At 68.5% G+C, this 26,848-nt stretch carries 24 protein-coding genes and 1 pseudogene; 12 read left to right on the top strand and 13 right to left on the bottom strand.

The window, feature by feature from the left end; translation table 11 throughout:
- Positions 1–641 precede the first annotated feature (641 nt).
- The gene (locus tag Rhe02_RS11530) at positions 642–1,094 is read left to right on the top strand and encodes a GNAT family N-acetyltransferase (RefSeq protein WP_203908133.1); all 453 of its coding nucleotides are present in this window, start codon (positions 642–644) and stop codon (positions 1,092–1,094) included.
- On the opposite strand, the gene Rhe02_RS11525 is transcribed toward Rhe02_RS11530, so the two are convergent.
- Positions 1,091–1,501 carry a nitroreductase/quinone reductase family protein gene (locus tag Rhe02_RS11525; protein WP_239123685.1) on the bottom strand — a complete coding sequence of 137 codons (411 nt, stop codon included), beginning with the start codon at positions 1,499–1,501 and terminating at the stop codon, positions 1,091–1,093. The two genes, Rhe02_RS11530 and Rhe02_RS11525, sit on opposite strands and share 4 nt — an antisense overlap.
- 26 nt (positions 1,502–1,527) lie before the next feature.
- Here Rhe02_RS11525 and Rhe02_RS11520 point away from each other — a divergent pair, with 26 nt between their 5' ends.
- The 7 genes from Rhe02_RS11520 (at position 1,528) to Rhe02_RS11490 (ending at position 5,580) form a co-directional block, all read left to right on the top strand.
- On the top strand, positions 1,528–2,289 hold the full coding sequence (locus Rhe02_RS11520; protein ID WP_203908131.1) for a phosphotransferase family protein: 762 nt from the start codon (positions 1,528–1,530) through the stop codon (positions 2,287–2,289).
- Positions 2,290–2,388: 99 nt separating this feature from the next.
- A complete protein-coding gene (locus tag Rhe02_RS11515; protein WP_203908130.1) occupies positions 2,389–2,904 on the top strand; it encodes a SigE family RNA polymerase sigma factor in 516 nt (171 codons plus the stop codon).
- Positions 2,901–3,653 carry a hypothetical protein gene (locus Rhe02_RS11510; RefSeq protein ID WP_203908129.1) on the top strand — a complete coding sequence of 251 codons (753 nt, stop codon included), beginning with the start codon at positions 2,901–2,903 and terminating at the stop codon, positions 3,651–3,653. The genes Rhe02_RS11515 and Rhe02_RS11510 overlap by 4 nt, the downstream gene beginning before the upstream one ends.
- A gap of 151 nt (positions 3,654–3,804) precedes the next feature.
- Positions 3,805–4,173, top strand: coding sequence for an ArsR/SmtB family transcription factor (locus Rhe02_RS11505; RefSeq protein ID WP_203908128.1), 369 nt, complete (start codon positions 3,805–3,807; stop codon positions 4,171–4,173).
- A complete protein-coding gene (locus Rhe02_RS11500) occupies positions 4,157–4,633 on the top strand; it encodes an SRPBCC family protein (protein WP_203908127.1) in 477 nt (158 codons plus the stop codon). Before Rhe02_RS11505 ends, Rhe02_RS11500 begins: the two co-directional genes overlap by 17 nt.
- A 29-nt stretch (positions 4,634–4,662) precedes the next feature.
- Positions 4,663–5,418, top strand: coding sequence for an SDR family oxidoreductase (locus tag Rhe02_RS11495; RefSeq protein ID WP_203908126.1), 756 nt, complete (start codon positions 4,663–4,665; stop codon positions 5,416–5,418).
- A gap of 18 nt (positions 5,419–5,436) precedes the next feature.
- Positions 5,437–5,580: a hypothetical protein gene (locus Rhe02_RS11490; protein WP_203908125.1), complete on the top strand. Its 144-nt coding sequence runs from the start codon at positions 5,437–5,439 to the stop codon at positions 5,578–5,580.
- 8 nt (positions 5,581–5,588) lie between these two features.
- Here the strand turns inward: Rhe02_RS11490 and Rhe02_RS11485 are convergent, their stop codons facing one another.
- Together Rhe02_RS11485 and Rhe02_RS11480 are read right to left on the bottom strand one after the other, a co-directional pair.
- Positions 5,589–6,521 (bottom strand): hypothetical protein, encoded by a 933-nt coding sequence (locus Rhe02_RS11485; RefSeq protein WP_203908124.1) that lies wholly within the window; start codon positions 6,519–6,521, stop codon positions 5,589–5,591.
- A gap of 82 nt (positions 6,522–6,603) precedes the next feature.
- Entirely contained in the window at positions 6,604–7,146 is a 543-nt protein-coding gene (locus Rhe02_RS11480; protein WP_203908123.1) for a GNAT family N-acetyltransferase, read from the bottom strand.
- Between the two features lie 47 nt (positions 7,147–7,193).
- Between Rhe02_RS11480 and Rhe02_RS11475 the strand changes: the two genes are divergently transcribed.
- Positions 7,194–7,817 carry an L-threonylcarbamoyladenylate synthase gene (locus tag Rhe02_RS11475; protein ID WP_203908122.1) on the top strand — a complete coding sequence of 208 codons (624 nt, stop codon included), beginning with the start codon at positions 7,194–7,196 and terminating at the stop codon, positions 7,815–7,817.
- Positions 7,818–7,827: 10 nt separating this feature from the next.
- Here Rhe02_RS11475 and Rhe02_RS11470 read toward each other — a convergent pair whose 3' ends face one another.
- Positions 7,828–8,637, bottom strand: coding sequence for a slipin family protein (locus Rhe02_RS11470; RefSeq protein ID WP_239123684.1), 810 nt, complete (start codon positions 8,635–8,637; stop codon positions 7,828–7,830).
- A gap of 29 nt (positions 8,638–8,666) precedes the next feature.
- Positions 8,667–9,020 carry a cupin domain-containing protein gene (locus Rhe02_RS11465; protein WP_203908121.1) on the bottom strand — a complete coding sequence of 118 codons (354 nt, stop codon included), beginning with the start codon at positions 9,018–9,020 and terminating at the stop codon, positions 8,667–8,669.
- A 73-nt stretch (positions 9,021–9,093) separates the two neighbouring features.
- Here Rhe02_RS11465 and Rhe02_RS11460 point away from each other — a divergent pair, with 73 nt between their 5' ends.
- On the top strand, positions 9,094–12,099 hold the full coding sequence (locus Rhe02_RS11460) for an ATP-binding protein (RefSeq protein ID WP_203908120.1): 3,006 nt from the start codon (positions 9,094–9,096) through the stop codon (positions 12,097–12,099).
- Between the two features lie 54 nt (positions 12,100–12,153).
- Here the strand turns inward: Rhe02_RS11460 and Rhe02_RS11455 are convergent, their stop codons facing one another.
- The 6 genes and pseudogenes from Rhe02_RS11455 to Rhe02_RS11430 all read right to left on the bottom strand — a co-directional run.
- Positions 12,154–12,906, bottom strand: coding sequence for a class I SAM-dependent methyltransferase (locus Rhe02_RS11455; RefSeq protein ID WP_203908119.1), 753 nt, complete (start codon positions 12,904–12,906; stop codon positions 12,154–12,156).
- A gap of 9 nt (positions 12,907–12,915) precedes the next feature.
- Positions 12,916–13,881 carry a hypothetical protein gene (locus Rhe02_RS11450; protein ID WP_203908118.1) on the bottom strand — a complete coding sequence of 322 codons (966 nt, stop codon included), beginning with the start codon at positions 13,879–13,881 and terminating at the stop codon, positions 12,916–12,918.
- On the bottom strand, positions 13,874–14,254 hold the full coding sequence (locus Rhe02_RS11445; RefSeq protein WP_203908117.1) for a nuclear transport factor 2-like protein: 381 nt from the start codon (positions 14,252–14,254) through the stop codon (positions 13,874–13,876). The genes Rhe02_RS11450 and Rhe02_RS11445 overlap by 8 nt, the downstream gene beginning before the upstream one ends.
- Before the next feature lie 87 nt (positions 14,255–14,341).
- Positions 14,342–15,529: an elongation factor Tu gene (gene tuf, locus Rhe02_RS11440; RefSeq protein ID WP_203908116.1), complete on the bottom strand. Its 1,188-nt coding sequence runs from the start codon at positions 15,527–15,529 to the stop codon at positions 14,342–14,344.
- A 217-nt stretch (positions 15,530–15,746) separates the two neighbouring features.
- Entirely contained in the window at positions 15,747–16,214 is a 468-nt protein-coding gene (locus Rhe02_RS11435) for a PPC domain-containing DNA-binding protein (RefSeq protein WP_203908115.1), read from the bottom strand.
- A gap of 63 nt (positions 16,215–16,277) precedes the next feature.
- A pseudogene (locus tag Rhe02_RS11430) lies at positions 16,278–16,538 on the bottom strand (asparaginase domain-containing protein); the annotation flags it as partial.
- 224 nt (positions 16,539–16,762) lie between these two features.
- Between Rhe02_RS11430 and Rhe02_RS11425 the strand changes: the two are divergent.
- Complete coding sequence (locus Rhe02_RS11425) at positions 16,763–17,716, top strand: DUF222 domain-containing protein (protein WP_203908113.1); 954 nt, start codon at positions 16,763–16,765, stop codon at positions 17,714–17,716.
- Positions 17,717–17,924: 208 nt separating this feature from the next.
- Here Rhe02_RS11425 and Rhe02_RS11420 read toward each other — a convergent pair whose 3' ends face one another.
- A complete protein-coding gene (locus Rhe02_RS11420; RefSeq protein WP_203908152.1) occupies positions 17,925–23,654 on the bottom strand; it encodes a ThuA domain-containing protein in 5,730 nt (1,909 codons plus the stop codon).
- 186 nt (positions 23,655–23,840) lie between these two features.
- Between Rhe02_RS11420 and Rhe02_RS11415 the strand changes: the two genes are divergently transcribed.
- A complete protein-coding gene (locus Rhe02_RS11415) occupies positions 23,841–24,809 on the top strand; it encodes a hypothetical protein (RefSeq protein WP_203908112.1) in 969 nt (322 codons plus the stop codon).
- 63 nt (positions 24,810–24,872) lie between these two features.
- Here Rhe02_RS11415 and Rhe02_RS11410 read toward each other — a convergent pair whose 3' ends face one another.
- Positions 24,873–26,483: a glucuronyl esterase domain-containing protein gene (locus tag Rhe02_RS11410; protein WP_203908111.1), complete on the bottom strand. Its 1,611-nt coding sequence runs from the start codon at positions 26,481–26,483 to the stop codon at positions 24,873–24,875.
- Positions 26,484–26,848: the final 365 nt, after the last annotated feature.

Raw genomic sequence — 26,848 nt, 5'->3', positions numbered from 1 at the left:
TAGGTGCCGTGGGAGTAGTAGGCGAAGGCCGGTGGAAGCAGCGCAGCGCAGCGCTGCGGGGCGGCGAGGCCGGCGGCGGCAGGGAGATCCCACAGCACCTACATCTCTGCTTCACTGCCCTTACGCAGAGATGTAGGTGCCGTGGGAGTAGTAGGCGAAGGCCGGTAGAAGCGAGCGCGGCTCGGTGGGCGGCGAGGGCAGGCGGCAGCGGAAGGTGCACGGCAGCTACATCTCTGCCTCACTGCCCTTACGCAGAGATGTAGGTGCCGTGGGAGCAGTAGGCCAAGGCTGATCGAAGCAGAAGGAGCGGCTGGCGGCGAGGCCGACGGCGGCGGGGAGATTCCACGGCAGCTACGTCTCTGCCTCATTGTCCTCACGCAGAGATGTAGGTGCCGTGGGAGTAAGGGTCGGCACAAGCAGACGTGGCGCGGCGGGCGGCGAGGGGCCGGTGGCGGAAGGTCCGTGGCGGCTGCGTCTTGTCCCACGGCGGAAATCAACGATCTTAGATCACGCATCATTGACGTGATCGATGCGATGTCGCCCGGCTGGCAGTGGCTTTCGCTGTCCGCCAACAGCTTGTGCTTCGTCGGCGGACGATCCTCCGGCATGCGTACCGCCAAGTGCTGGGGAAGACTCGGGGTATGAGTGGTGAAGTGCGGCTGCGCGATGTGGAGCTGGCCGACCTGGAGACCTTCTGGCGACAGGAGCAAGACGAGGAGGCGACGCGGCGGTCGCAGTTTGCGCCGCGTGAGCACGACCGGTTCATGGACCATTGGGCGACCAAGGTGCTCGGCGAGCCTTCGGTCTTTGTGCAGGCGGTGACGGTTGATGGCGAGCTGGCTGGAAGCGTCGTGGCCTGGTGGCAGGAGGGCCGGCGTTATCTGGGCTATTGGCTTGGCCGCGAGTTCTGGGGCCGTGGCGTGGGCACCAGGGCGCTTGAGCTGTTCCTGGAGCGCGAGAAGGCGCGACCGCTTTACGCCGACCCGTTCATCGGTAACACGGCATCGGTGAAACTGCTTGAGCGGCATGGGTTTACCCGCGAAGGTTCCGTCTTCTACGACCAGACCGAGTGCGTTCTGCTGATGCTGCGCTAGTTGTCCAGGTTGATACGGATGGTGAGTGGAGCGGTGGCCATGCGGCGGCCGATCCAGGCGTCCCAGCGGTAGGGGAGCGCGCGGGAGCGCGCGTCGACGTCGTCGGCGGGCAGCGCTTCGGCGGTGCCGTCGCGCCAGATTCGGTTCACCTTGACCCGCACGCGTGGCTCGCGTAGCAGGTTGCGCACGTAGTCGGCCTGTTCGCCGTGGGCGGCCACGAGCCAGAAGGTGTTGCCGGAAAGGCCGTTGCCGACCGGGGTGTGCCGAGGCAGGCCGCTGACCCGGCCGGTGGTTTCGAGCAACGCGAAAGCCTTGGGCGCCAGGCCGCGGCGCAGGGCCCAGCGCGTGAGACGGTTGTTGACGCGTTCCATCCCGGTGATGAGGCGGTATTTCGAGGTGCGTTTCACGATGCGCATAGTAGTAGCCTGCCGGGATGCCGCAGACTCATCACCTAGAGCTGGCCGAGGGCGTGCTGGTCAAAACGTTCAGCTCGTGGGACAGGGGAGAGCACCGTCGGGAGTGGACGGTGCTACAGCTCCTTTCTTCTCATATTTCTCACCTGGTACCACGGCCAATCGATTGTGATCTTGAAGCGAACCCGCCGTGGGTGTCGATGACACGGCTGCCGGGCCAGCCGCTGACCGGCAAACTCACCGCGGCACAGCTCACCGGGCTGGAGAGTGCGCTGCGGCAGATGTGGGCGGTGCCGGCGCGTCAGCTGCCCCCGCGTCGCTACTCGCGGGCCGAAGCCTATGCGCTCGGCGAGGCCTGGTTCGCGCAGGCTGTCCGGCCGCCGGGGATAGCCGGGCAGGCCGTCGACGCGGTGCGAGCGTTTCTGCGGGAGCCGCCGCTGCCCGAGTCCGGCGAGGCGATCTGCGGGCACAGCGATCCCAACCTCGCCAACTATCTGTGGGACGGTGAGCGCGTGCGCATCGTGGACTTCGAGGATGCCGGACGTTCGGATGTCGCCTATGAGCTGGCCACCCTCATCGAGCACCTGAGCGCCCGCGACACGGACTGGACCGGTTTCGTGGCGCGCTGCGACGTCGACGCGCAGAGTTTGCGCCACGGGAGGATCCTGGTCGGGATGCTCTGGCTGAACCTGCTGCTGCCCGGCAACAAGGCCCACCAGCGCAACCCGCCGGGAACGCTGGAGGCGCAGGCGCGACGTTTGCTCGATCTGATCGCCGGCTAGGCCCGCGTCCACAAATTAGCCGAGCGAGCGAGGCAACCCAACCGATGCCCGGTCCGGTCAAGGAGGGGTGCAAGCAACCGGAATGAGGGGAGTCTGCGGGTGACCGAAGACCTCACACACGAGCTGAGCACCTTCATCGACGCAAGGTATGTCCACTTGCGACGGACGGCCTATCTGCTCTGCGGCGACTGGCATCGGGCCGAGGACCTGGTGCAGACGGCGCTGGCGCGGGTGGTGGTGGCCGCGCGGCGGCGCCGGGTGGACAGCCTTGACGCCTACACGCGGCGCACGCTGCTGCGCGTTTACCTCGACGACAGCGCCAAAGTGCGCTGGCGGCGCGAGCGGTCGTGGCCCGAGCTGGCCGAAACCGCTGCGCCGCAAGGTGATCGCGATGTGGCCATCACCGTGCTCGCGGCGCTGAAGGCGTTACCGGCCCGGCAGCGGGCGGTGGTCGTGCTGCGGTACTGGGAGGACCGCAGCGTGGAGGAAACCGCCGAGGCGCTGGGGGTCACCCCCGGCACGGTGAAGAGCCAGAGCGCGAAGGCGGTCGTGACGTTGCGTCAGCTGCTGACCGATCTCCCGGAGAAGACGTCGATGAGTGGAGGGGCGCAATGACACAGGAAAGTCCGATCAAAGCCGCGCTTGAGTCGGCGGTGCTGGTGGCCGAGCCACCGGCGCCGGACGTGAAGGCCGCGGTGTTCCGTCAGGCGGGCCGGATCCGGTTCCGGCAACGGCTCGCGGCCGGGGTGTCCGCGCTGGCGACGGTGGGGGTGGTGTCGGCGGTCGCGCTGAGTTTGGCGAACGGGGGCGGCGGGCAGGGCAGTGAGCCCTTGCTCATGCCCGCGGGCGATCCGCCTTCGGCCACGGCGACCCCCGGCTCGACGCCGGTGCCGGGTCTCAAGGACGGCGCGGCCATCCTCGCCGCGCTGCATTCCCTTGTCCCGCAAGGGATCACGGTCACCGACAAGGATTCCCAGGACGGCTACGGCCACGTGCTGCTGACCGAGCCGGGCGGGCAGACCACGCTCAAGGTGAACGTGGCGGCCAACTACCCCGAGCCGAGCCTCAAGCCGGACTTCTTCCACTGCGATGCGCAGAGCGAAGGGCCGGGGGTCACCTGCGAGCAGGTCACCCTGAGCGAGGGAAGCCTGATGGTGATCAGGCAGGGTCCGACCGGTGACCTGCCCCCGGCGCCGGGGGTGGTGTCCTGGACCGTCGCGGTGCTGCTGCACGGCGGCCTTCGGGTGGTGGTGACCGAGTTCAATGCGGTGCAGGTGAAGGCCGGTCCGGCCACCCGCCCCGAGCCGGTGCTGACCGTGAAGGATCTCAAGGCGCTGGCCCTGGACAAGGTGTGGCTGGGCTGACCCCGGGGTCAGATCAGCGAGAGGCGGTCGGCTGGATTCAGCCGGCCGCCTCTTTGCGTCGCGACCTGCGTAATAAACCAAAGGGTTGACAACGCGTTTCGGCGCGGAGCATACTCAACCTATCAGTTGATAAACCGATAGGTTGAATGTGATGACAGAGGCTACGGACCAGCTCAGCAATGTGTTCGCCGCCCTCGCCGACCCGACTCGCCGGGCCATCCTGGCGCGGCTTGCCGACGGCGAGGCCTCGGTGAACGAGCTGGCCGAGCCGTTCCCGGTCAGCCTTCAGGCGATCTCCAAGCACCTGAAGGTCCTGGAACGGGCCGGGCTGATCACCCGCGGCAAGGAGGCGCAATGGCGTCCCTGCCGGCTGGAGCCCAGCCCGCTCAGGGAGGTCGGGGAGTGGATGGAGCAATACCGGCGCTTCTGGGACGAGCGCTACGAACGGCTCGACACCTATCTGCGGCGCATGAAGCCGCGGGAAACCAAGGAGGAAAAGGAAAATGGGCACAAAGAATGAGCTGACCGTGACCATGCAGGGCGACACCGAAATCGTCATGACCCGGGTGTTCGATGCGCCGCGTCAGGCCGTTTTCGAGGCACACAGCTCCTGTGAGCACATCACCCAGTGGTGGGGGCAGCCCGGTGACAAGCTCGGTTGCGAGATGGACTTCCGTGAAGGTGGGCGCTACCGCTTCGTGCAGCACAAGCAGGACGGGTCGGAGCTTGCCTTCCGCGGGGAATATAGAGAAATCAAGCCGTTTGAGCTTCTGGTGCAGACCTTTGAGTTCGAGGGCATGCCCGGCCACATCGCCGTGGAGCGGCTGGTCTTCGAGGAGCACGATGGCAAGACCACGGTGATCTCCACAACCGACTACGGCACGACCGAGGACCGGGACGGCATCGTGGCTTCGGGCATGGAGACGGGCGCGGCGCAGGCCTACAACCAGCTTGAGGAATACCTGCTCGGCCGTCACTGAGCGGCGTCGGTCGAGCCTATGCTTCGCGGATGCAGATAGCGCTCGTCACCGGCGGTGGCGGCGGGATCGGGTCGGCTGTCGCGCGGCGGCTGGCACGTGAAGGCCAGCACGTTGTCGTGGCCGACATCGACCTGCCCGCGGCCACCCGCGTCGCGCATGCGGTACAGGGGACGCCCGTCCGGCTGAACGCGGGCGACTTCGACGACAACCACCGCCTGGCCGGCTGGATCACCGAGCACTTTGGACAGCTCGACGTGGCCGTGCTCAACGTCGGCATCAACTCGGGCCAACGCGGTGCCCAGCCGCTGGACCCGGCCAGGTATCGCGACTGTGTCAACGTCAACCTCGACAGCATCGTCTTCGGCATCGACGCCGTCACGCCGCTGATGGCAGCGGGCGGAGGCGGCCTGATCATGGTCACCTGCTCGCTGTCGAGCCTGTGGCCGGAGGTGTCGAACCCGGTCTACACCCTGACCAAAACCGGTGCGCTTGGCTACGTGCGGGCCATGGCCAGGCTGCTCGCCGAGCGCGGCATCGCGATCCACGCCCTGTGTCCCAGCTCGGTGGACACCCCGATGATGGGCCCCTCCCGGGGACGCGCGCTGGCGCAAGGATTCCCGCTCATCAGCCCGGATCAGGTAGCCGAGGCGATGATGACGATCGCGGAAACCCCGGGCGCCGCCACCACCTGGTCGCTGGTGGCCGGTCAGCCGCCGATGCCCTACGAGTTCGCGCCCGTGCCGCCGACACTGCGCCCGGACGGAACAGTGGTGCCCGTCAATTGAATCGGCAACCGCCTGCTGGTGATCTGGCTCGGGCTGCTGGCACTGGGCATCTACCTGCTGCGCACCCGGCCCGTTTACGTGCTGCTGGTGCCGGTCGCGTCGGCGGCCATCTGGTTCGGCGCGATCTCGGCCGGCGAGGCGTGGCTCAACTGGACGGCGTAGCCGCCTCGCTATAGCTCGGGGAAGATCACGGCGAAGAAGAACACCAGCGCCATCGCCCAGATCAGCGATCCGACGAAGGCGGTGACCCAGGGGGTCCGGCTCTTGACGATCAAGAACGGGGCGTGCACCAGGAAGGCGAACACCTGACCCAGCGGCCCGCCCAGCTCTTTGATGACGTTGAGCAGCTGGTCGGAAACGGTGTCCAGATGGGTGGTCTGCAGCTTGGCCTCCATCCGCTGGGCTACCAGGCCGTAATAGCCGAACACCGTCGGGAAGATCCAATATGGCGAGATCTGCACCAGCACGGTCTCGGACAGGCTGTTGAACATCACCGTGTAGATCACGACGGCTGAGCCCAGCCCCAAAACCATGAGCGTGACGTAGAACGCGCGCTGCAGCTTGTTGATCGGCCGGGGCGGCTCCGCATTGGCTTGCACCGCTGAGGATTGCACCGCTGAGGATGGCATCGCAGAGGGTGGTGCGGCCGGCGTCAGCGGCACGTGCGGGCAGCCGCAGCGGGGGCAGGCAACAGCCTCCACCGAGATCTGCCACTGGCACGCTCGGCACGGGCGAAACTGCGGTGCCGCCGCCGATGGTGGCGGAGATGGCGCTGCGTTGCCGGCCACCGAAGCGGACACCAGCTCGGTGACGGCGCGGCGACGGCGGGGCAGCAGCAGCACGACGCCCGCGCCGATTCCCATGACGGCGATGGCCAGCATCCAGTTGCGGTTCTTCTCCGCGCTCACCTGACGGTCCAAGGTGCTTTCGGCGTAGCGGGCGAAGTCTTCCCGGTCTTGTGGATCGGGCTCGGAAACGGATTGCCGGAGCTGCCACGCGCGGACATCGGCTTCGCGGGCCGCCTCCTGCCACGACGTTATTCCGAGCATCAACAGTGGAAAGCTCAGGACCAGCAACACAATGCCAGAAGCGCGGTGCGACATAGGTCTCCCCGGATGGACGGAAGGCCGAAGTATGTCAGCTTGCTCGATGCCTCGGAAGTGGCCGAAGGTACCGCCACGGGTGCTACGCCTGTCCGGCCCGAAGCGGTGACGGGTCGTCGCGCAGCCGGCTGTAGAGGTATCCGTCGCACCAGCGGCCGTCGCGGAACTCGCAGGCCCGGATCACGCCCTCCAGCTGAAATCCCGCTTTCACCAAGGATTTCTGCTCCGCGATATTTTCCGGATGGGTACCGGCTTGGATCCGCTGCAGCTGGGTATGCGTGAACAGGTAGTCGCACAGCATCGCCTGGGCCCGCCAGCCGATCCCCAGCCCCCGCCACTGGGGCAGCAGCGCGATGCCGATCTCCCAATGCTTGGTGGGGCCGCCGAAGTCGCGCAATGTCCAGCCGACGAACCCGGCGCAGACCTTCTCCTGCTCGACGTGAACCATGAGCCGGCTGCTGTCCGGCCCGAGGTAGCCGTCGAGCGCGAAGCGCCGCGCCGGCTGCTGGGCATCGGCGAACCCGGTCCAATCCAGACCGATCAGGTACGGCTCGGTCAGGAAACGGCGGAACATGGCCAGGTCCTCCTCGGCCACCGGCCTCAGGCTGATCGAAACGTCGCTCATCTCATGCCTCCGCTGCTCGATGCTGCCAGCCCACTATGCTGGGCGGGATGGCCAGGTACTTTGACGTCCACCCGGACAATCCTCAACCGCGGTTGCTAGCCCAGGTGGTCGATCTGCTGCGCTCGGGCGGCCTCATCGCCTACCCGACCGACTCCTGCTATGCGTTGGGGTGCCGGGTCGGCAACCGCGACGGGCTCGAGCGTATTCGCGAGATCCGCAAGCTCGACGACAAACACCATTTCACGCTGATCTGTCAGGACTTCGCTCAGCTGGGTCAGTACGTGCAGATCAGCAACGCGGTGTTCCGTCTGGTCAAGGCGAGCACGCCGGGTGGCTATACCTTCATCCTGCCGGCCACTCGCGAGGTGCCGCGCCAGTTGTGGCATCCCAAGAAGCGCACCATCGGGGTGAGGATTCCGTCCCACACGGTCACCCAGGCCCTGCTGGCCGAGCTGGGTGAGCCGCTGCTTTCGAGCACCCTGCTGCTGGCGGGCGAGGACGAGCCGATGACTCAGGGCTGGGAGATCAAGGAACGGCTCGACCATCTCCTCGACGCGGTCATCGACGCGGGCGAGTGCGGCACCACCATGACCACCGTCGTGGATCTCTCCGGTGACGACGGGCCTGAGATCGTGCGCCTGGGCACCGGCGACCCGGCGCCCTTCGAGTGACCGCCGCGCCCTAGCTGCCCTCGCCGTCGCTCCGGGAGTACTTCTCGAAGTAGCGCAGCAGCTCGATGGGGAAGGGCATCACCAGGGTCGAGTTCTTTTCGGCGGCCACCTCCACCACGGTCTGCAACAGGCGCAGCTGAAGCGCGCCCGGGGTGTCGGCCATGATGCGCGAGGCTTCGGCCAGGCTCTGCGCGGCCCGGTGTTCGCCGTCGGCGGTGATGACCCGGGCCCGGCGCTCACGTTCGGCTTCGGCCTGTTTGGACATTGACCGTTTCATCGACTCCGGCAGCTGGACATCCTTGATTTCCACCCGATCGATGTGGATGCCCCACGCGGTGACCGGCTCCTCCAGGATCACGGCAAGACTGCGGTGCAGCTCGTCGCGGTTGGCGAGCAGATCGTCGAGCTCGGCCTTGCCGATCGTGGATCTGAGCGAGGTCTGCGCCAGCAACTCGACGGCGAAGATGTAGTTCTGCACCTCGATCGCGGCCCGATAGGGGTCGGCCACCCGGAAGTAGACCACCGCGTCGACCCGGACCGAGACGTTGTCACGGGTGATGCCCTCCTGGGACGGTACCGGCAAAGTAATGATCTGGACGTTGATCTTCTGCATGCGGTCGATGAGCGGCACGATGATCGCCAGGCCGGGCTGGCGGATGCGGCGGCGTGCCTTGCCGAAGCGGAACACAATGCCGCGTTCCACCTGATTGACGATCCTTACCCCGCCAAGGATCACCCAGAGAAAAATCACCGCGAACAGTCCACAACAGACTGTTCCCACCACGCCGCCGGTCGTCAGGCCATCGATTAGCTCGGACACGCCTTCACCATACGAAGGCTGTCAATGCGCTATTTGGCGTAGTTGCTTGCGCCCCACCAGTCCACGACCACCACCGGCTCGTCGCCGACCACCCAGGCGTCGTGGCCCTGCGGCAGCGCGGTGACCTCACCCGGCTTGGCGTCGAACTCGGTGCCGTCGGCCATCTGCACGCGCAGGGTTCCGGCCACGTGGTACTGGAAATGGGGCGCCTCACACCACTGGGTGCCCGCCGCCGGTTTGACGTGAAGCGACCAGCGCCAGCCCGGCTGCAAGGTCAGCTGCCCGATCTGCGACCCACCTATCTCGAGCAGGTCCAGCCGGCCGTAGTCGAACTCCCGTGTCTCGTCCGGCTTGGTGAACGCTTTCTGCTCCGCGAGCGCCATTTCTCGTCACCTCTCCTAGTGCTTTGTGCTCTGGGTTGATCCTGCGCCGGTGACCTTGCACTAGGTTTGCACTGTGGCGGTACGGATCCGGCTGTTGGGCGGCCTGGACGTCGAGGGCGTGGATTTCGGCCAGCTCGGCAGCCGCAAGCAGCGGACCGTGCTGGCCCGCCTCGCCCTGGCCCGCGGCGTGCCGCTGGCCGCTGACGTCCTGGTGGAGGCGATCTGGCCGGGGCCGGATCGCCCGCAGCGTCCCGGTGATCAGCTTTCGGTGCTGGTGAGCCGATTGCGTTCGGTGCTGGGCGCCGATCGCCTGCCCAGAGTGGGACGCGGGTACGCCCTTCACGCCGATTGGCTCGATTGCGACGCGATGGCCGCTTTGGTGACCGAGGCTCGCCGCCGGCTGACCGCGCGCCAGCTGGCTCCGGCCCGTTCGGCGATCGACGCCGCCGTCGCGCTGGATCGCGGGCCGCTGCTGCCCGATGAGCCGCCGGGTGATTGGCTCGACGCGGAGCGGGCCGCCGCCGCCCGCACCGCGCTGACGGCCAGGCTGACCGCGGCCGAGGTGGCATTGGAGTCCGCCGATGCGTGGACGGCGGCCGAGGCGGCGTGGGCGGCGCTGGCTGCCGAGCCCTTCGCGGAGGAGGCGTTGCGTCTTCTGCTTGCCGCGCTTGGCCGATCCGGGCGCGCCGCGCAGGGGGTGACCGAGTATCTGGCCTTCGCCACCCGTCTGCGCGACGAGCTGGGCGTGGACCCGGCAGCCGAGACGACGGCCTGTTATGTGCAGCTGCTCAAGCAGCCCGCGCCGGTGGCCGTGGCGGAAGCGCGCAGCGCCCAGGCCGTGCTGCCGGGTCGCCTGGAACAGTTGCGCCAGCTGGATTCGGCCTGGGCGCAGGCGTGCGCGGGGCACACCGTCGTGGTACAGGTCCTTGGCGAGCCCGGCATCGGCAAGACCCGGCTGCTGGACTCGTGGGCGGCTAGCCTTCCCGGCGATCTGGTGCTGCTGCGCACGACCGCGCCCGAGCTGGGTGCTGTGCTGCCGCTGCAGCCGCTGCTGGATGCGTTCGCGCTCTGGCTGCGCGGCCAGCCCCCGCAACGCGAAGCGGACCTGCTGCGCGGGCCGGCCCGCTGGCTGGCGCCGCTGATCGCCAGCCATCACGACGACGAGACCGCCAGCGACCGGATGCTGACCATCTTCACGGGCCCGGCAAGCGCCGGATCGGGGCTGCTGCAGACCGCGGTCGACACGGTTCTCAGCCGGCTGGCCGGGCAGCTGCCGGTGGTGCTGCTCATCGACGACGCCCACTGGCTCGACCGGGCGACGACCGCCTGGCTGCACCGGGTACAGGCTCGGCTCGCCGATCTGCCGGTGCTCATCGTGGCCGCGTTGCGCCCGGACGAGAGCACGGCACGCTGGCCGCTGGCCAAGACCATCACGTTGGGCCCCTTGGATTTGGCGGCCGTCACCGAGGTCGCAGGCGCGGACGCGGCAGCCGAGCTCTATGCGCGCAGCGCGGGACATCCGCTGTTTCTGGTGGAGCTGATGCACGCCGGCGAGGGGGAGCTGCCGCAGTCCATTCGCGACGCGGTCGCCGATCGGTGCGACCGGGCCGGGCCGGCCGCCGCGGCGACCCTGCGCACGGCGGCGGTCCTTGGCACCGAGGTCGACCTGGACCTGATGGCGGCGGTCCTCACCGAGCCGCCCGAGGTGCTGCTCGACCACCTGGAAGAGGGCGTACGCCGGCACATGCTCACCGAGCACGTACAGGGCTTCCGCTTCCGCCATCAGCTGATCCGGGAAGCGCTGTGCGCGGCCACCGGGCCTAGCCGCACAGCGCTGCTGCACCGGCAGGCCGCGCGCTGTCTGCAGGCCCGCGGGCATCGGGCCGATCCGTGGGATGTGGCCCACCATGCCCGCCTCGGCGGCGACCTGCCGCTGGCGGCAACGGCTCTGGCCGAGGCGGGGGAGCGGGCCGCTGCCCGGTTCGACCACGGCGAGGCCTTGCGCCTGTTCGACGACGCTCTGTCCATTCAGGACGGTCCACAGCTGCGGCTGCGCCGGGCCAGGGTTGCCCTGCCCGCGGGCCGGTTCGAGCAGGCGGCCGGCGACGCCGGGGCGGCCCTGGCCGGTGGCGTGGGCGCGGAGGGGATGGAGGTGGCCGCCATCGCCGCGTACCTGTTGCGCGATTTCAAGCGCTGCCGCCGCCTCGGCGAGGACGGGGCCCGGCTCACCGACGATCCCCGGCTGCGTACCAGCTGCCTGGCGCTGGCCGGCCGGGTGTCGCATGTGGACGGAGAGCTGGCCGACGCGGCAGCCCTTCTGCGGCAAGCGATGCAGGAGGCTCCGCCGGAGATGCAGGCGCTGGCCCGCCTGTGGAGCGCGCCGCTGCACACCGATCTGGGCGATCCTGCCACCGCGCTGCAGCTGCTCGACCTGGGCGTGCAGGCGGCGGAACGGCACCCGTTCGTCCAGCCGCACCGGCACCTGGCCGCCGCCGAGGCGCTGGGCCAGCTGGGCCGCCCGGAAGCGGCGCTGGCCGAGCTGAAACTGGTCGACGAGGTCGCCGCCCAGCAGCGAACCGAGCGGTTCACGGCGCGGGCGGACAACTGCCGCGCCTGGATCCTGCGCAACATCGGCGCTTACGCGCAAGCCGATGAGCTCAACGAGGCGGCCTACGCCCGTTCCCTTGGCGCGCCAGGGATGAGCGAGCCGGTGGCCGACGCGCTGCTGGGCCTGGCCGAGGGACGCCTGCGCGCCGGGGAGCCGGGCCGGGCGCGGGAGCTGCTGCACCGCCTGGACAGCCAGGCCGGCGAGCCGCATCCGTTCGCCTGGCGGCATCAGCTGCAGATCAAGCTGTTGCAAGGGGCGTGCGCGCTGGCCGACGGCGACACCGAAACCGCCCGCACGCACGCCGACGAGGTGCGGGCCGAGGCCGATCGGCTGGCCCTGCCCCGATTCCAGGTGCTCGCCAGAACCCTTGCCGCACAAGCGAATGGGCAGCCATTGCCGGTGCAGGACCTGCAGCGGGTGACACCACTGGAAGGCGCCTGGCTACTCGACCCGGCCGGTCAGGATCGGTAGCGGCAGGGGCGCTGAAGCCGGTCGCGGCTCCGCCGCCGCAGTTAGCGTCCTGGTTTACTTGGGCCGGGCGGTCAGGATCAGTAGTGGCAGCGGCGGTGCCGGGATCGGCTGCAGCGCCGCAATGGTTTGCGCGCGCACCAGGTCGGCGGTGGCCGGCGGTAGGGTGGCCAGCCACGTCGCCACCGCTGCCATGCCAAGCCGCCACCCGGCCAGCGCGGGCGCGTCCAGATCGTCGAGGCCGACCCGCACCGCCACCACCTCAGCGGCCAGGCCCGCCTGCCGGGCCAGGGTGGCCAGCTTGCCCGGATCACCCACGCGCCCTTCGCCTTCGCGCTTCAGCTTCGTGTACCAGTCAGGTGCGCGATATCCCCAATCCGCCAGAACCGCGTCTGCGGCCTGCTTCACCGGATGTTCCGCGCCGGCCGGAAACGCGGTCGCCACCACCGACCGTCGTGCCACCCGGGCCAGTTCGGCCAGCGCCGCCTGTGGCCGGTCAACGTGCGAGAGCACCAGGCACGCCACGCACGCGTCGGCGGCGTTGGTGCGCAACGGCATCCGGCAGATGTCGCCGACCACGGCCGGTGGCGGCGCCAGCCTGAGCATGGAAGCCGAGGTGTCCAAAGCTATCGTGCGTGCGCCGCGGCCGCGCAGCTCGCTTGCGGCAGCGCCGGTTCCGGCCCCGGCGTCGACCACCACCGCGCCGCGCAGGTTCCCCGGCAGCAGGTCGAGGGCGGCCGCGGCCAGCCGCCGATAGACCCGTTCCGGCCCAGCCGCCCAGGCCGGGCCGGTGTCATAGCGGGAAGTCATAGCCGGGAGTCACAGCTCACGGGCCACCGGAACCACCCGCCGCACCCACCACTCCAGCTCGTCGGCATCACCCGTCTTGGACCAGCCCAGCTGGACGAAAGCGCCCAGCAGCGCGAGGTCGAGCTGGCGTTGCCACCACGAGCCGGTGGCTATGGCATTGCCCTCCAGCGCCGTCCGGTACGCCGCGATGGTGTCCTCTTTGGACTCCGGCAGCCGGTCGCAGTTCACGGCGAGGTACCAGGCCAGGTCCACCAGCGCGGCGGCGCGCCCGGGCCAGCCCCAGTCCAGCAGGATGGTCCGGCCGTCGGGATGGCTGCCCAGGTTGCCCGCCTTCCAGTCGCCGTGGATGAACGTGGCTGGGGTGCGTTCCAGCGCGGCCACCAGCGGCCGGGGATCCTGGGCCAGGGCCAGCGCGTGCCGGTGTGCTTCGGGCGCGGCGTCGGCGAGCGCCTGCCAGCCCCCGGCCAGCGCCCGTGGCACCGGATCGTCCAGCTCGCGGGCGCCGGTGGCCGGGGTCAGCGCGGTGTAGCGGTTTCCCGGCGGCAGCAACCCGATGTCGTCGGTGAAGCCCCAGAACGCGGTGTGAAAATCGGCCAGGTGAGCCAGGAAACGGCGATGCTGGTCCATCGGCAGCGGCGTCGATCCCGGCGGCACCAGCCACTGTCCCACGTCGCGCAGCAACAGGGCCGGCTCGTCGCAGACAGCGGCGATGGTGTGATCGATCTGCTTGGGCAGGGCGGCCAGCACACCGTGACGCCACAGCTTCACCACGAAGCATTCCCGATCGCCGAGCGCGCGGGCCAGCCAGTCGAGCTGGTAGCCCACATACTTGACCAGATAGGACTCCCCGCCGATGATCACCCGCTCGAAGGGCGATCCTGACAGCGAGTCGGCGGTTTTGGTCAGCGGCTCGCGCAGGCTGGCCCCGGCCACCATCTCCTGCACCGAGGCGTAGACGGGTTCCTCGCTAGGCATCGGCAGCCTCCGCCATCTGAGCCAACAGGTTCGCCGGCCACCTGCCCCCACAATAGACGGTGTGCTCGGCTATCCGGCCCGACAGCACCCGCAACACGTGCGCTTGATGCGCCGCGTGGGGCACTCCGTGCTCGGTCCAGGTGAGCAGGAACTCCACGAGTTCCCCGTCGGGCAGCGGCATCCGGCGCAGCTCGTCGTAGCGGCCCGGGTCGGCGTACCAGCCGGAGAACAACTTGCGGATGGCGTCGGCCCCGCGCACCTGCATGCGCCAGTTGGGTACCGTCGCGTCCACCACCGCGTCGCCGGCCCAGGCCTGGCAACTGTCTATACCGGCCGTCTGCGCGGCGGCCAGGAACTCGTCGATCGGCGTCATGGTCCCACCGTGCGGCCGGGGTTTGCAGCCGGTTTGCACCCCCGGCAGGATCGAGCACCGCGAAGTGCTCGATCCTGCCACCCCCGTTCAGTCCAGGACGGCGGTCACCTTGCCGGCGGCCACTGTCCGGTTGCCCTCGCGCACGGTGAAGCCCAGCCCCGGCGTGAGCGCCACCGGCGAGCCCAGCTGCACGCCGACCTCGAGCGTGTCACCGGGGCGCACCTCGGTGACGTCGCCGAGGTCCATCGAGCCGGGCACGTCCGTGGTGCGCAGGTAGAACTGTGGCCGGTAGTTGGCGTGAAACGGGCTGTGCCGCCCGCCTTCTTCCGTGCTCAGCGCGTAGAGCTGGGCGCGGAACCGCTGTCGCGGCAGCACGCTGCCGGGCGTGGCCACCACCTGCCCGCGGCGCACCTGGTCGCGCTTGACCCCGCGCAGCAGCACCGCGGCGTTGTCACCGGCCTGCGCCTGCTCCAGCGACCTGCCGAAGCTCTCCAGGCCGATGACCACCGTGGACAGGGTGTCGACGAGCCCGACCACTTCGACGGCCTCGCCCATCCGTATCACGCCGCGCTCGACCGCGCCGGTCACCACCGTGCCGCGGCCGGAGATGGTGAGCACGTTCTCGATCGGCATCAGGAACGGACCCTCCAGCTCGCGAGGCGGGACGGGAACGTAGCGGTCGACCGCGTCGAGAAGGTCCACAATGGACTGTTCCCAGCGCGGGTCGCCCTCCAGCGCCCGCAGCGCGGACACCCGGACCACGGGCACCTCCTCGCCCGGGAAGCCTTGCTGGGTAAGCAACTCCCGCACCTCGAGCTCGACCAGGTCGAGCAGTTCCGGGTCGGCCGCGGTGTCCGCCTTGTTCATGGCGACCACCAGGTACGGCACCCCGACCCGGCGCGCGAGCAGCACGTGCTCCCGGGTCTGCGGCATCGCGCCGTCCTGCGCCGACACGACCAGGATCGCGCCGTCCACCTGGGCCGCACCCGTGATCATGTTCTTCACGTAGTCGGAGTGGCCCGGCATGTCGACGTGGGCGTAGTGGCGATGGGTGGTCTCGTACTCGACGTGGGCGATGTTGATCGTGATCCCGCGCACGATCTCCTCCGGCGCCCGGTCGATGCCGTCGAAGGCCACGAACCGGTTGACGGCCGGGTCCTGTGCGGCGAGCACCTTGGTGATGGCGGCGGTGAGCGTGGTCTTGCCGTGGTCGACGTGACCTATCGTGCCGATGTTGAGGTGTGGCTTGGTGCGCAAAAACTGGCTCTTGGCCATGGGAAAGTCCTTTGACTGATTCGGCTGATGGGGACGCGAAGGCACCCTCCTGCGGCGCGGTGAGAAACGCGCGTGGTGCAGGAGGGTCAGCTATCCAGCCGGTCAGCGCACACGGCGGCGGCGGCGACCGGCGGGAAGACACCCGCGGTCACAGCGAACTCAGCCGTGGCGAACATGGCGATCAACCTAGCCAGCGAAACCGGGCCACGCAACCGAATTACGCAGAAGGGCCGAACGAAAGCAGCGGAATATCATACATTTGCGGGTCTCGCTTCCGCCGCAGATTTGGGCTCGTTACCTCAACGAAAATCAGTTCGGTGAGGAGCTGGACGCGCGCTTCGAGCAGGTGGCTGGTGTAACCGTTGGCACTGTGCTCCTTCAGACCGACCGCGACATGGATATGCGGCTCGATCTGGCCGCTTTCCGGGTTGTACGCGACAACGCCGCCGCCGATGGCCTCCGCGTTGGTCAGGTGCACATGCGACCGCACCGGTGCCACCGGGTCGTCGAGCTTCTCGCAGGTGCCGACCAGCTTCACTGCGGCGAAACCGGCGATGAAGGTGGGGATGTAGCCTTGGCGAACGCCGTTTTCGGTGCAGAACTCGGCCAGCGCGGTGAAAAAGTCGTCGCCGTGGTCGAATGCGACCGCGAAGGTGCGGCCGGTCTCCAGTTGGTGGGCACGCATTCCTTGCTCCTAGGGATGTTCGGCTGTTGGGTGGTCGGTGTATCCGGCTGCGACTGTGACGGCCTGGGTGATCACCACGCCGTCGGCCAAGGCAGCGGATATCGCCTCCGCGAGGGCAGTGATGTCATCGAAGCCGAGGGACGCGCCGGGCAGACGCCGGAAGTCGTCCACGCTGATCTCGATGCCGGTCTCGGCGAGACCCGGGACGGCGGCGATCAGATCCTCGGCGGACAGGGCCGGGATCACGCCGCCAGTTGAGGCCGGGGTCATCGCAATTGTTCCGCCGAGCGCGAAGACTGCTACTCGGCGGACCTCATCGGGCATGGGCTGATCCTTATCTGCGAGGGCCGGTGATGGTTAGAGCCTATCGACTCAGGCCGCGTCCGCCACAGGGCGCGATATTTGTCCACTTAGGATGATCGTCAGCTGGCACGTCGCCAGCGGGGCGTCGAAGTGCGCATTTGCTTGGCAGCCAAGCACATTGCGTTAGCCCGACGTTACGGTTGCCGGTCTTGTCCAATTAGTACATGCGTGCTAGCCTTGTTGCTGTGACTGGGGCGGGGGCCTTGTGGAGCATGTCGGACAATGAATTGTCCGACGAGCTCGTCCACCTGTGGGCCACCGAGCAAGCAGTCGCCGCACGTCGGCTTGGCGTGATCCGTGAGATCGATGGCCGTGACCTGGCCCGCCGTGACGGCGCCACGTCTGTGGCGGTGTGGTTGCGCGACAAGCTGCGCATCGCGGTCAGCTCGGCACGTCAGATGCTGGCCCTGGCCCACGCTTTGGACTCGTCCTGCCGGGCCACCGCCACCGCATTGGCCGATGGTGTGGTCAATCAGCAACAGGCTCAGGTTATCGCCAACGCGGTGACCGGCCTGGCCGAACACGGTCCGGCCGTGCAGGCCAAAGCCGAACAGGCGCTGCTCGACGAGAAATGCGTTGTGCTGGAGCCGGCGGCGCTGGCTGTGGCCGCCGATCGGGTCCTGGAACACGTCGCGCCCGAGCTGGCCGAGGAGCAGCAACGCAAAGACCTGGAAGCCGCCGAAAAGCGTGCCGCCCGAGACCGAGCCTTCACGATGAACCCCGATGGGACAGGCCGGGTCCGGCTATCGGGCTGGCTCGGGCACGAAGCCGCCGCCATCGTCGAAGCGGCCATCGACCCGCTGTGCACCCCGGCCGGCAAGCACGATGACCGCACGGCGACGCAGCGGCGCGCCGACGCGCTGACCGAGGTGTGCCGCCTAGCCAGTGCCACCGGGGAGCTGCCCGAAAACGGCGGCGACCGCGCTCAGCTGATCCTGACCATGCGCCACGACGACCTGCTGGCCCGCATCGGGCACGGCATGCTCGACACTGGCCTGACCGTGTCGCCAGACGTGGTGCGCCGCATCGCCTGCCAAGCCAGCATCATCGCTGCGGTGCTGGGCACGCCGGGTCAGGTCCTGGATTTGGGCCGGCAGCGGCGCCTGTTCACCGGACCCATCCGCCGCGCACTACCATAGACGGCCCTGATTGGGCCACCCTTGCCATCAGCAGCCGCAGCACCATCCATCGCGCCGAATCACTGCCGTCTGGCCACTAGCCGCCGCCCTGTGCCGCGCCGCCCACGCCATGGCGGCCGCGGCCGATGAGTTTGCCGCAACGGCCGGCGGGCAGTGGGCAGAATTCCAGCGGTGCAGGGCGGCGCGGTGGCCGCCCTGCACCGGTGCGCTAGAACCCGTCGCGGTGCAGGCGGGTCACATCTTCCGGCAGCCGTCCGGCTACGCCGAAACGGTTGCCCTGGTTGGCTTTCACGCCAGCGTAGCTGGGGCTGCCGCCCAGCCTGACGATCATCGCGTCGGCGTCGCGGATGAGGGTCGCGCGGACCTCGGCGTTGGGCACCAGGGCGGTGTCGGCGGCGAGCGCCTTGAACTGCTTGAGCAGGTTGATGGCTCTCGTGTCGTTGCCGCCCGCTTCGGCTTCGCGGACAGCGGTCAGCTTGTTGCTCAGTTTTTTGTGCGCGTTGGCCGGCAGCCAGCTCGTCGCCTTGAACCTGTCGAGCAGGAACTGCATGTCCCTAAACGATGTGGTGACGAAGAAACGCACCGTGGTGGTGGTGACATTGCCCGCCCGGTCGGTCGCCGTCACGGTCAGCTCGTGCAGGCCCAGGTACAGCTCGAACATGGCCTGCAAAGTGCCGCTGGCGTAGGGGTTTCCGTCCAGGCTGCCGATGGTGCTGGCGATGCCGGAGAGCGGGTCAACGGCCTGGAACGTGACCCGCACGTCCTGGCTGTCGCCGTAGAGCTGCCCGTCGGCCAGGCCGGAGACGATGACCGTGGGCCGGACGCTGTCGATCTTGATGATCGCCGACTTGAGCGTCTCGGCGTTGCCGGCGGCGTCGGTGGCACGGTAGAGCAGCTCGTGCTGCCCGTCGCCGGAGACCGGAACCGGTGCGGCGTAAGGCGTCCAGGCCCCGCCGTCGAGCGAGAACTCGACGACCGCGACCCCGGAGCCGGTGTCGCTGGCGTTGAGGGTGACCGGGACGGCCCCGTTGTGCCAGCCGGCGTCGGTGGGCGGGGCGAAGGTGGCCGTGGTGACCGGTGCCGTGGTGTCGATGCGCACCGGCACCGACTTGGTTTCCTCCACGTTGCCGGCGTCATCGGTGGACCGGAACGACACCGTGTGCACGCCGTCTACGGAGACCATAATCGGCTCTGTATAAGGCGTCCAGGCTCCGGTGTCGAGCTGGAACTCGGTCAGGGCCACCCCGCTGTCGTCGGTGGCGCTGAGCGTGACCGTGGCCGCGCCCGTGTACCAGCCGTTGCTCAGCGGGCCGGTCACGGTCGCCGTGGTCACCGGAGCGGTGTCGTCGCCCCCGGCGCTGAGATGGAAGTAGTCGAACGAGACCGTCTTGCGTTGCAGCTGGGCCGCGCCCAGGCTGAACAGGCCCACCTTGGCCGCGGTGGCGACCGCCGCGCTGGTGAGCGGCTCGAACGAGGTCCAGGCCACGCCGTCCATCGAGTAGGACGCGGTGTAAACGTTGCCGGACTTGGCAAGCCGCAGATGCCACACCGCGCTGGTGAGCGGCGTCGCCTGCGGTTGCGGGTTCTGCACGTTGCCACCGATCTCGCTGCGGAATTCGATGCGCCGGACCACCGGCTGCCCCGCCGTGTTGTCGGTGATGTAGTCGAGCTTCAGGTAGTTGTCGTCGTCGGTGTACACGATCAGGCCGGCCTGTTGATACTGCTCGTTCATCAGGCTGCCATCCACCTTGGTTTGAATGGTCCAGTCACCCTCGGGCGCGTTCTGCAGCATGAAGTTGGTCGGCCCGGAGTTAGGCGTCGCGTAGATGTCCCCATTCGAGATGTCGATGTTCAGCGATCCGCCCGAAACCCGGTAGGCCGAAGGATCCTCGCGAACGATGGCGCCCCAACGGCACTTGTCGAGCGTTGTTCCATCAAATTCATCATTTGGTACCGGGGAAGCGCCCGAAGAATCCGGGGTGACCTGGAACCAGTCGAAGGCCGCGTTGACCACCGGCGCGGCAGTGCCGCCGTTGACCGCGAACAGGCCCACCTTCGGGTTGGTGATGCCGGCAAGGTCGGCGCTGCGCCCGACCGGCGTGAACGTGACACCGTCGGCCGAGTAGGCCGCCGTCAGCATGGTGCCGTCGCTGGTCAGCCGCAGATAGATGACGTCGCCCGGTGGCGCGGTCGCGCTGTCGGCGCCTTCGTTGCGCGGCACGGCCGCGGTCTCGCGGATGAACTCGACCCGGCGCTGGCCGGAGAAGAGTACATCCAGCTTGGCGTAGTTGTCGTCATCCCCGTAGAGCAGGATACCGGCCTGTTGATAGTTGGCCGTCGTGGCCAGCGACACCTTCGTGGTGGTCTGCCAGACTGCGCCCGGAACAGGTTGCAGCACAAGGTTTGTCGCGTCGTTGCGCCCGCCGTAGAGGTCGCCAACGCCAGCCGGCAGCAGCAGGTTGCCCCCCGCGACCGAGTACATCTGGTTCTCGCGCACGATCGTGCTCCACCGGGTGCGGTCGAGCGTTGTGCCGTTGAAGTCGTCGGAACGCCCGCCAAGACACGACGGGTTGGGCGCCTGGACCCGGACTGTCACTGACGCGTAGGAGAACGCGCCGCGCGAGTCGGTCACGGTCAGGGTCGCCGTGAAGGTGCCGGCCGTGGTGTAGGTGTGGGTGGCATTGGGCGTGCTGGCCGTGCTGCCGTCGCCGAAGTCCCACGCGTAACCGAGCGGGAGATCGCCCTCTTCGTCGGCGGCTGTACCGGTGAGTGCCACCTCAAGCGGGAAGGTGCCGGCGGTCGGGCTGGCCGACACGGAGACCGCCGGCGGGGCGTTGTGGGTGATGCCGCGGCCCAGGAAGTCGACCCAGTTCACGTTGAACACCCCGCCGCCACCGGTGTCGCCCACCGGGTTGCGGGCCACGAAGAACAGCGGACCCGACGTCGTGCTCGGGGCGGGCAGCGTCACATTGGTGTCCACATAGGACTGCCAGTCGCCCGTCCCGGCAACGGTTGCCGTGGCAAGCAGCATGCCGTCGGGCGACCCGCTGCGCACCTCTATCCGCCCACCGTTGGCGCCCGAAGCCGTCCGGAACCGCAGACTGTCGATGTTGACCAGGCTGGTGGGGGTGAACGACCACCAGTCGCCGTCCTCGATGAACCCGATGTTCTGGAAGCCGCCCTGGGTGTCGCCGGTGGTTTCCCGGACCACACCCGGATCGCCGCCGCCCAGGCCGTCGGGCACCCGGCCGGTCGCGGCGAAGTACTCCGCCTGCTTTCGCTTGGGCTGCAACTGTTCCAAGGCCCGCCCGGTCAGCGGGGCCGACCCGGCCGCGCCGCCGTTGTCGGTGTAGGTGGCCTCGAAGACCGCGAACACGTTGGCCTCCGCGCCGTGCCCGGAGGACAGCGAGGTCTGCACTATCCCGGAACAGCCGGTATAGCTCTGCAGCGGGTGGGCGTGCGCATCGTGGCCAAGGTAGGTCTGCAGGGTGACCCGGTTGCAGTCGATCGTGCCGTCCTCGGGGTCGGTCACCGTCACCGTGTAGGCGACCTGATCTCCCCAGTTGAAGAAGCCGCCCTCGGGCGGGAAGGTGATCGTCACCGTGGGCGCGGTGTTGCCCACCGTGATCGGGACGTTGGCTATGCCGGTGCGGCCCGAGGTGTCGGTGACCGTCAGCTGGGCGGTGTAGTTGCCGGCCGCGGCGTAGGTGTGCGCCGGGTTGGCCTGCGTGGAGGTGGCGCCGTCGCCGAAGGCCCACGAGAACGTGATCTCCTGACCGTCCGGGTCACGCGAGCCCGCGCTGGAGAAGTTGACCGTCAACGGGTTCGGGCCCGAGGTCGGCTGGCCGCTGGCCACGGCGATGGGGGCGCGGTCGCCGGCGATGTAGTCGATCCGGTACACGCCGGAATCATCATTGTTGCCACCGAATCCGGTGCCCCACTCGATCAGGTAGAGCGCTCCGTCCGGGCCGAACTCGAAGTCCATCGGGCGCAGGAAGGTCATCCCGGTCAGCAGCTGGTTGATGTCGACCACCGAACGCACGTCGGGCGCGGTCTGGAAGGTGTACATCTTCGACTGGTTCCACTCCCCGAAGATCGCCTTGCCGTCGTAGTAGCCCGGCCACTTACGATCCGAGGTGCTCGCCGCGTTGAAGCGGTAGACCGGCCCGCCCATCGGCGCGCCGCCGCCCCCGATCTCGGGATAGAGGGGGTTGCCGCTGTAGTCGTAGTCGATCGTGGCCGACTTCGCGGGCGGCAGGTTGGCCAGACCGGTGTTGTTGGGGGAGTTGTTCACCGGAGCCGCGCAGTTGAACGGCGCACCGCTTGGGCCGGAAGGGAATTGGAAGTCGTTGTAGGCGTAGTTCGCGCCGTGGCAGTAGGGCCAGCCGTAGTTGCCCGGCGTGACGATGTTCCACTCCACGGTGCCTTCCGGGCCGCGGTTGGGATCGGCCATCTGCGCGTCCGGCCCGTAGTCGGCGACCACCAGCGTGTTGGTCAGCTTGTCCATGCCGATGCGGAACGGGTTGCGGAAGCCCATCGCGAAGATCTCCGGCCGGGTCTGCGCCATGCCCGGGGCGAAGAGGTTGCCCGCCGGAATGGTGTAGCTGCCGTCGGTTTCGGGGTGGATGCGCAGCACCTTGCCGCGCAGATCGTTGGTGTTGCCGGCGGTCCGCTGCGCGTCGTAGTCCTGCCTTCCGGCCCGCTCGTCGATCGGGGTGAACGAGCTGGACTCGAACGGGTTGGTGTTGTCACCCGTGGCCAGGTAAAGGTTTCCGGCCGAGTCGAAGACCATGCTGCCGCCCGCATGGCAGCAGGTGTTGCGCTGCGTGGTCACCTGCAGCACCCGCACTTCGGAGGCCAGGCTTATCGTGTCGCCGGTGACGGTGAACCGGGCCACGACGTTGCGGGCCATGCCGTCGTTGGGGGCGTAATACAGGTACACCCAATTGGTGGTGGCGAAATTCGGGTCCAGCCGGATGCCGATCAGGCCGTCCTCGTTGCCGGTGAACACATCCAGGTCGATCGCGGTCACGGTGAGCCCGGTCTGCGGCTTGATGATCTGCACTCGGCCGTCACGCTCGACGTAGAACACGCGCCCGTCCGGCGCGATGTCGAGCTCCATCGGGTTTTGTGTGTTGCTGTCCAGCGTCACTTTCTCGAAACTGCCGGTCAGCGAGGCCGAACAGTCGGCGTCGACGGCCCCGGCGGTGGTCTGGATCCCGCCGAGCACATGCGCCCGGAAGCTGGCTTCGGCATAGGACTCGATCGTGTGGCCGCTTCCCGTGTACCAGGCACGGCCGCCCTCGAAGTCATGACACCAGGCCGTGGGATGGTCCGCGCCCATCGCCCCGGTGCCCGGCGAGTAGCTGCGCTCGTCCAGGCTCGCCAGCACGTGCACGGCGGCGCGCGGGTTGGCTCGGAAGTTGTACCACTCGTCAAAGCGCGACCAGGTCGCGGGCAGGCCCACCGTCGACGGATGCGCCGGGTCCTCCACCTTGATGGTGGCCTGCTGGTTGTTGGGGTGGGCGTTGAAGTACGCGCCGACCAGCTGGCCGTACCAGGCCCAGTCGTACTCGGTGTCCGAGGCGGCGTGGATGCCCACATAGCCGCCGCCGGCGCGGATGTAACGCTCGAACGCGGCCTGCTGCGCCGAGTCGAGCACGTCGCCGGTGGTGGAAAGCCAGACCACGGTGGCGAACTGGGCCAGGAAGGCGTCGGTGAAGCTCGCCGCGTCCTCGGTGGCGGTGACCGAGAACCCGTTGGCAGCGCCCAATTCCGTGATGGCGGCGATGCCGGCCGGAATGGAGTCGTGGCGGAAACCGGCCGTCTTGGAGAACACGAGCACCGAATACGGCTCGGCGGCCACGGCCGGGGCGGGCCCGGCCACCAGCTGGCCGGCCAGAAGGATGAGGCTGGTGAGGAGGCCGCGCCAAAGCATGCGTCGGCGATGGTTGAACACTTGAGGGCTCCTTCGTCTGTCGCAGACAGTCACAGGGCCTGGGCCGGCTCGCCGAAAACCGACCCGGAGGCGTGCGCAGAGAATAGCAGCCCATCGATTGACGCGCTTCCCTTGGCAGGGCGTACTATCGCTTGACCTTTCCCTCGACCATATTGGACTTCTGACGTGGCATCGGATACGACTGAGACGCGAAGCGCGCGTCTGCTTGGATCTGGGGCGGGGACCCAGCTCTTCCTTGGCCTGCTCTGGCTTGGCATCACCGTGTGGACGACCAACGCCACCATCACCAACACCGAGCAAGACATTTCCGGCACCATCGGCCAGGCCGCCGAGGCGCTGCCCGGCATTGTGGCCACGACGATCGTGACCGGGGCGTCGATCGCCTCCGCGGCCGGGTCGCGATTCGATCGGGCCCTGTCCCGGCTGCTGATCGGCTTGATCGCGGGCGCCCTGTTCGGGGTGGCGGTCGCCTTCGGGTTGCGGCTGGCCTACGGCTCCGAGTCCTCGATCACCGTGCTCGCGGTCACCGTGGGCCTGGCCAGTGTCGTCGGCGGCGCGTTCGCCGTGCTGCCCAACGCGGTTCTCGAGTCGGGCCTGTGGGCGGTCTCGTGGGTCTTCTTCGCCTTCCTCATCCTGGGTGTCCTGCAACCCCAGCTGATGAAGTGGCTCGGCGGCGGCCCCACCGCTGACGAGGCCGCGCAGGCCACGGCTGGCACGCGGATCCTCTACCTGATCCCGATAGCCGCCGGCGTCTTCGCCGGCATGCACGCCTACCGCAGCCTTCGCATCGAGGGGGCGTCCGCGTTCTGGTACGTGGTGACCGGCGCGCTGCCCGGCATCATGCTGCTCGCGTCGGAGGGGCTGACCACCTTCGGCGGCCAGTCCCTGGTCGAGGTGGTGCACGGGTTCACCGCCAACGCCGCGCAGCTGCCCGACCTGACCAGCTGGCCCCGGGTACGCGACGGCCTGCTCGTGCTCGCCGCCGCCAGCTTCGTGAGCCTGCTCGGCGGGCTGCGCGCCATCCAGGTGGCCAAGCGGGAGGCGGCCGAAGAAGCCGCCAAGGAGGCCGAGGAAGCCGCCCGCGAGGCCGAGGAGGCCAGACGCGAAGCGGCCGAGGAAGCCGGATTCCGCTGAGGCAACAGCAAGTGCGGCCCGGTGCGCTGGCGCACCGGGCCGCTTAATCAATGCCGGGCGAAGTTACCTGGCCGTGCAGGTGGGTGTCATGCCGGCTCCGGTGCCGGTGGCCTGGAAGCCCCACTCGATGAACTGGCCGGCGCCGATCGCGCCGTTGAAACTGACATTGGTGAACTGAACCGCTCCCGTGTTCCCGGTGCGGTTGGCGTTCCACGCGTTGGTGATGGTGGCGCCCGCCGGGAGGGTCATCGCGACCGTCCAGCCGGTGATCGGCGCGGAACCCGCGGTGACGCGGATAGTGGCGACGAAACCACCGTTCCACTGGTTGAGCGACACCGACGCCGAGCAGCCGTTCGGCGGCGGGGTGGTGGGCGGCGGCGTGGTCGGTCCCGCGGTGGGGCTCGCCGTCGGCCCGGCCGTCGGGCTTGAGGTTGGACCGGAGGTCGGGGTCGGGCCGTCGGTCAGGGTTGGTGTGGTCCAGTCCCGCCACTCGGCCAGGTTGCCCGGCTTCCTGCTTGAGATCCTGAAGACCCCGGCGGTGTTGCCGGTCTTCAGCAGGAACTTCTGGATGTGCTGCGTCAGCGGGGTTCGCCATTCAGGCCTTGCGGCGCAATGGGTTCCGTCTGCGATGTCGGACCAGTAGGTGATGTTGGCACCCGCGCCGAGCGCCTTGTAGATCTCGGCGCCGCCCAGCGCGGCCACGCTCCCGGACCGGGCACTGAGCCAATCGATGTGCGGATTTTCCATGATGAACAGGCCGCGCGGCGCGATCATGCCCACCATTTCGTGGGTGTCGACCGGCAGCGCGCCCGGGTTGCCGGTGAACGAGCCGAACGCGTCACCCAGCCAGGGCTGCTCCCCGTAGGCGCTGCTCAGCGGCTGAGCGCCCGTCTCGCCGGGGATGCCGCGGAAGATGGGAGCGCCGCCGCTGCCCGACTCGATCGGCATGGTCAAAGCGATGCGCTGGTCGAAGGCGCCGATCACGAAGGTGCCCTTGCCATAGCGCGAGCAACCGGTGACGCCCATCGCGTCGGCTCGCAGGATGCTGCCGCCCGACTGCTCGATGACATCGATGATCCGGCTCACCCCCCAGGCCCAGGCCAGCAGCAGCCCCACACTGCTGGTCGCGCCGTAGATGCTGTAGAACGCGCCCTGCTTGTTGTTGCGTGGGGTGCCCTCGCGACCGACGGCTAGCGGGTCGTAGTTGATGATGGCCGCGCCGGCCGCCCGGATGGTGGCGGTGTCCGCGCCGAAGCCGCCGACCACGACCACGGCCGGGAACGGGCCGGTGCCGGTGGGCAGCTGGACGCTCGCCGAGAAGCTGGAGCTTCTGCCCTGGTCGGTCACGTTCACTGTGATGTTGGTACCGGAGACGGTCCCGGTGACACTGGCCGGCCCGGCCGGCTTCTGGCCGTAGACGGACCGTTCCGCCAGCTCTTTGATCTCAGCCCGGCGGCAGCGCCAGTCGGACTTCGCGGTGATGCGGTTGCCGTCCAGCTTGCGGAATGGGTCGGGAAGCCTTGCGCTGGAAGGCAATGAGCCCGGTACGGACACGGCGCAGTCGGCGCCCTCGTCCTCGACGGGGACGGCGGCCAAAGCGGCGGTGGTGAATCTGGCGACCACCGCCACGGCTCCGACGGTCGCAAACACCGCCACGGCCAACACTATGATCATTGAGCGAATCTTGGAGCGGCCTAAGGTAGTGATCACCAGAGTTCTCCTTCCGGAGCGGAATAGGGGGAGCGGGTGCGCGTCAAGGATGTTCCGGAAACTTTCGGTAATTCGCGCCTATTCAAAGGGTGCTCCTTCGTCAATCGCGGAACTCCGGGCAGCCACCGTCACGCCGCACCGGCCAGAGGCCGGCCCATGACGGGGAAGTGCTCGGATAGCCGGGTTCAAGGCGGTGCCCGTGGTGAGGGCAATGTGGACGGTCACCGCCTTGCCCGGCGGGGAATGGGCGTCGACGTCACGCGATGCGGACACAGCTCCCGGCGCTGTCCTCGATCAGGCTCCCGAAAGCCGCCCGCGGGAGTCGAAAC

The sequence above is a fragment of the Rhizocola hellebori genome (genome assembly GCF_016862955.1).
GTDB lineage: Bacteria > Actinomycetota > Actinomycetes > Mycobacteriales > Micromonosporaceae > Rhizocola > Rhizocola hellebori.
Note: the sequence above shows the minus strand (reverse complement) of the source record. Positions and strands in the feature narration are given on the sequence as shown.

What these genes read in the sequence shown, in the direction of transcription:
- Rhe02_RS11530 (WP_203908133.1), top strand. Translation starts at nt 642, where the DNA reads ATGAGTGGTGAAGTGCGGCTGCGCGATGTGGAGCTGGCCGACCTGGAG.
- Rhe02_RS11520 (WP_203908131.1), top strand. Translation starts at nt 1,528, where the DNA reads ATGCCGCAGACTCATCACCTAGAGCTGGCCGAGGGCGTGCTGGTCAAA.
- Rhe02_RS11510 (WP_203908129.1), top strand. Translation starts at nt 2,901, where the DNA reads ATGACACAGGAAAGTCCGATCAAAGCCGCGCTTGAGTCGGCGGTGCTG.
- Rhe02_RS11505 (WP_203908128.1), top strand. Translation starts at nt 3,805, where the DNA reads ATGACAGAGGCTACGGACCAGCTCAGCAATGTGTTCGCCGCCCTCGCC.
- Rhe02_RS11500 (WP_203908127.1), top strand. Translation starts at nt 4,157, where the DNA reads ATGGGCACAAAGAATGAGCTGACCGTGACCATGCAGGGCGACACCGAA.
- Rhe02_RS11495 (WP_203908126.1), top strand. Translation starts at nt 4,663, where the DNA reads ATGCAGATAGCGCTCGTCACCGGCGGTGGCGGCGGGATCGGGTCGGCT.
- Rhe02_RS11485 (WP_203908124.1), bottom strand. Translation starts at nt 6,521, where the DNA reads ATGTCGCACCGCGCTTCTGGCATTGTGTTGCTGGTCCTGAGCTTTCCA.
- Rhe02_RS11480 (WP_203908123.1), bottom strand. Translation starts at nt 7,146, where the DNA reads ATGAGCGACGTTTCGATCAGCCTGAGGCCGGTGGCCGAGGAGGACCTG.
- Rhe02_RS11475 (WP_203908122.1), top strand. Translation starts at nt 7,194, where the DNA reads ATGGCCAGGTACTTTGACGTCCACCCGGACAATCCTCAACCGCGGTTG.
- Rhe02_RS11465 (WP_203908121.1), bottom strand. Translation starts at nt 9,020, where the DNA reads ATGGCGCTCGCGGAGCAGAAAGCGTTCACCAAGCCGGACGAGACACGG.
- Rhe02_RS11455 (WP_203908119.1), bottom strand. Translation starts at nt 12,906, where the DNA reads ATGACTTCCCGCTATGACACCGGCCCGGCCTGGGCGGCTGGGCCGGAA.
- Rhe02_RS11450 (WP_203908118.1), bottom strand. Translation starts at nt 13,881, where the DNA reads ATGCCTAGCGAGGAACCCGTCTACGCCTCGGTGCAGGAGATGGTGGCC.
- Rhe02_RS11445 (WP_203908117.1), bottom strand. Translation starts at nt 14,254, where the DNA reads ATGACGCCGATCGACGAGTTCCTGGCCGCCGCGCAGACGGCCGGTATA.
- tuf (WP_203908116.1), bottom strand. Translation starts at nt 15,529, where the DNA reads ATGGCCAAGAGCCAGTTTTTGCGCACCAAGCCACACCTCAACATCGGC.
- Rhe02_RS11435 (WP_203908115.1), bottom strand. Translation starts at nt 16,214, where the DNA reads ATGCGTGCCCACCAACTGGAGACCGGCCGCACCTTCGCGGTCGCATTC.
- Rhe02_RS11420 (WP_203908152.1), bottom strand. Translation starts at nt 23,654, where the DNA reads ATGCTTTGGCGCGGCCTCCTCACCAGCCTCATCCTTCTGGCCGGCCAG.
- Rhe02_RS11410 (WP_203908111.1), bottom strand. Translation starts at nt 26,483, where the DNA reads ATGATCATAGTGTTGGCCGTGGCGGTGTTTGCGACCGTCGGAGCCGTG.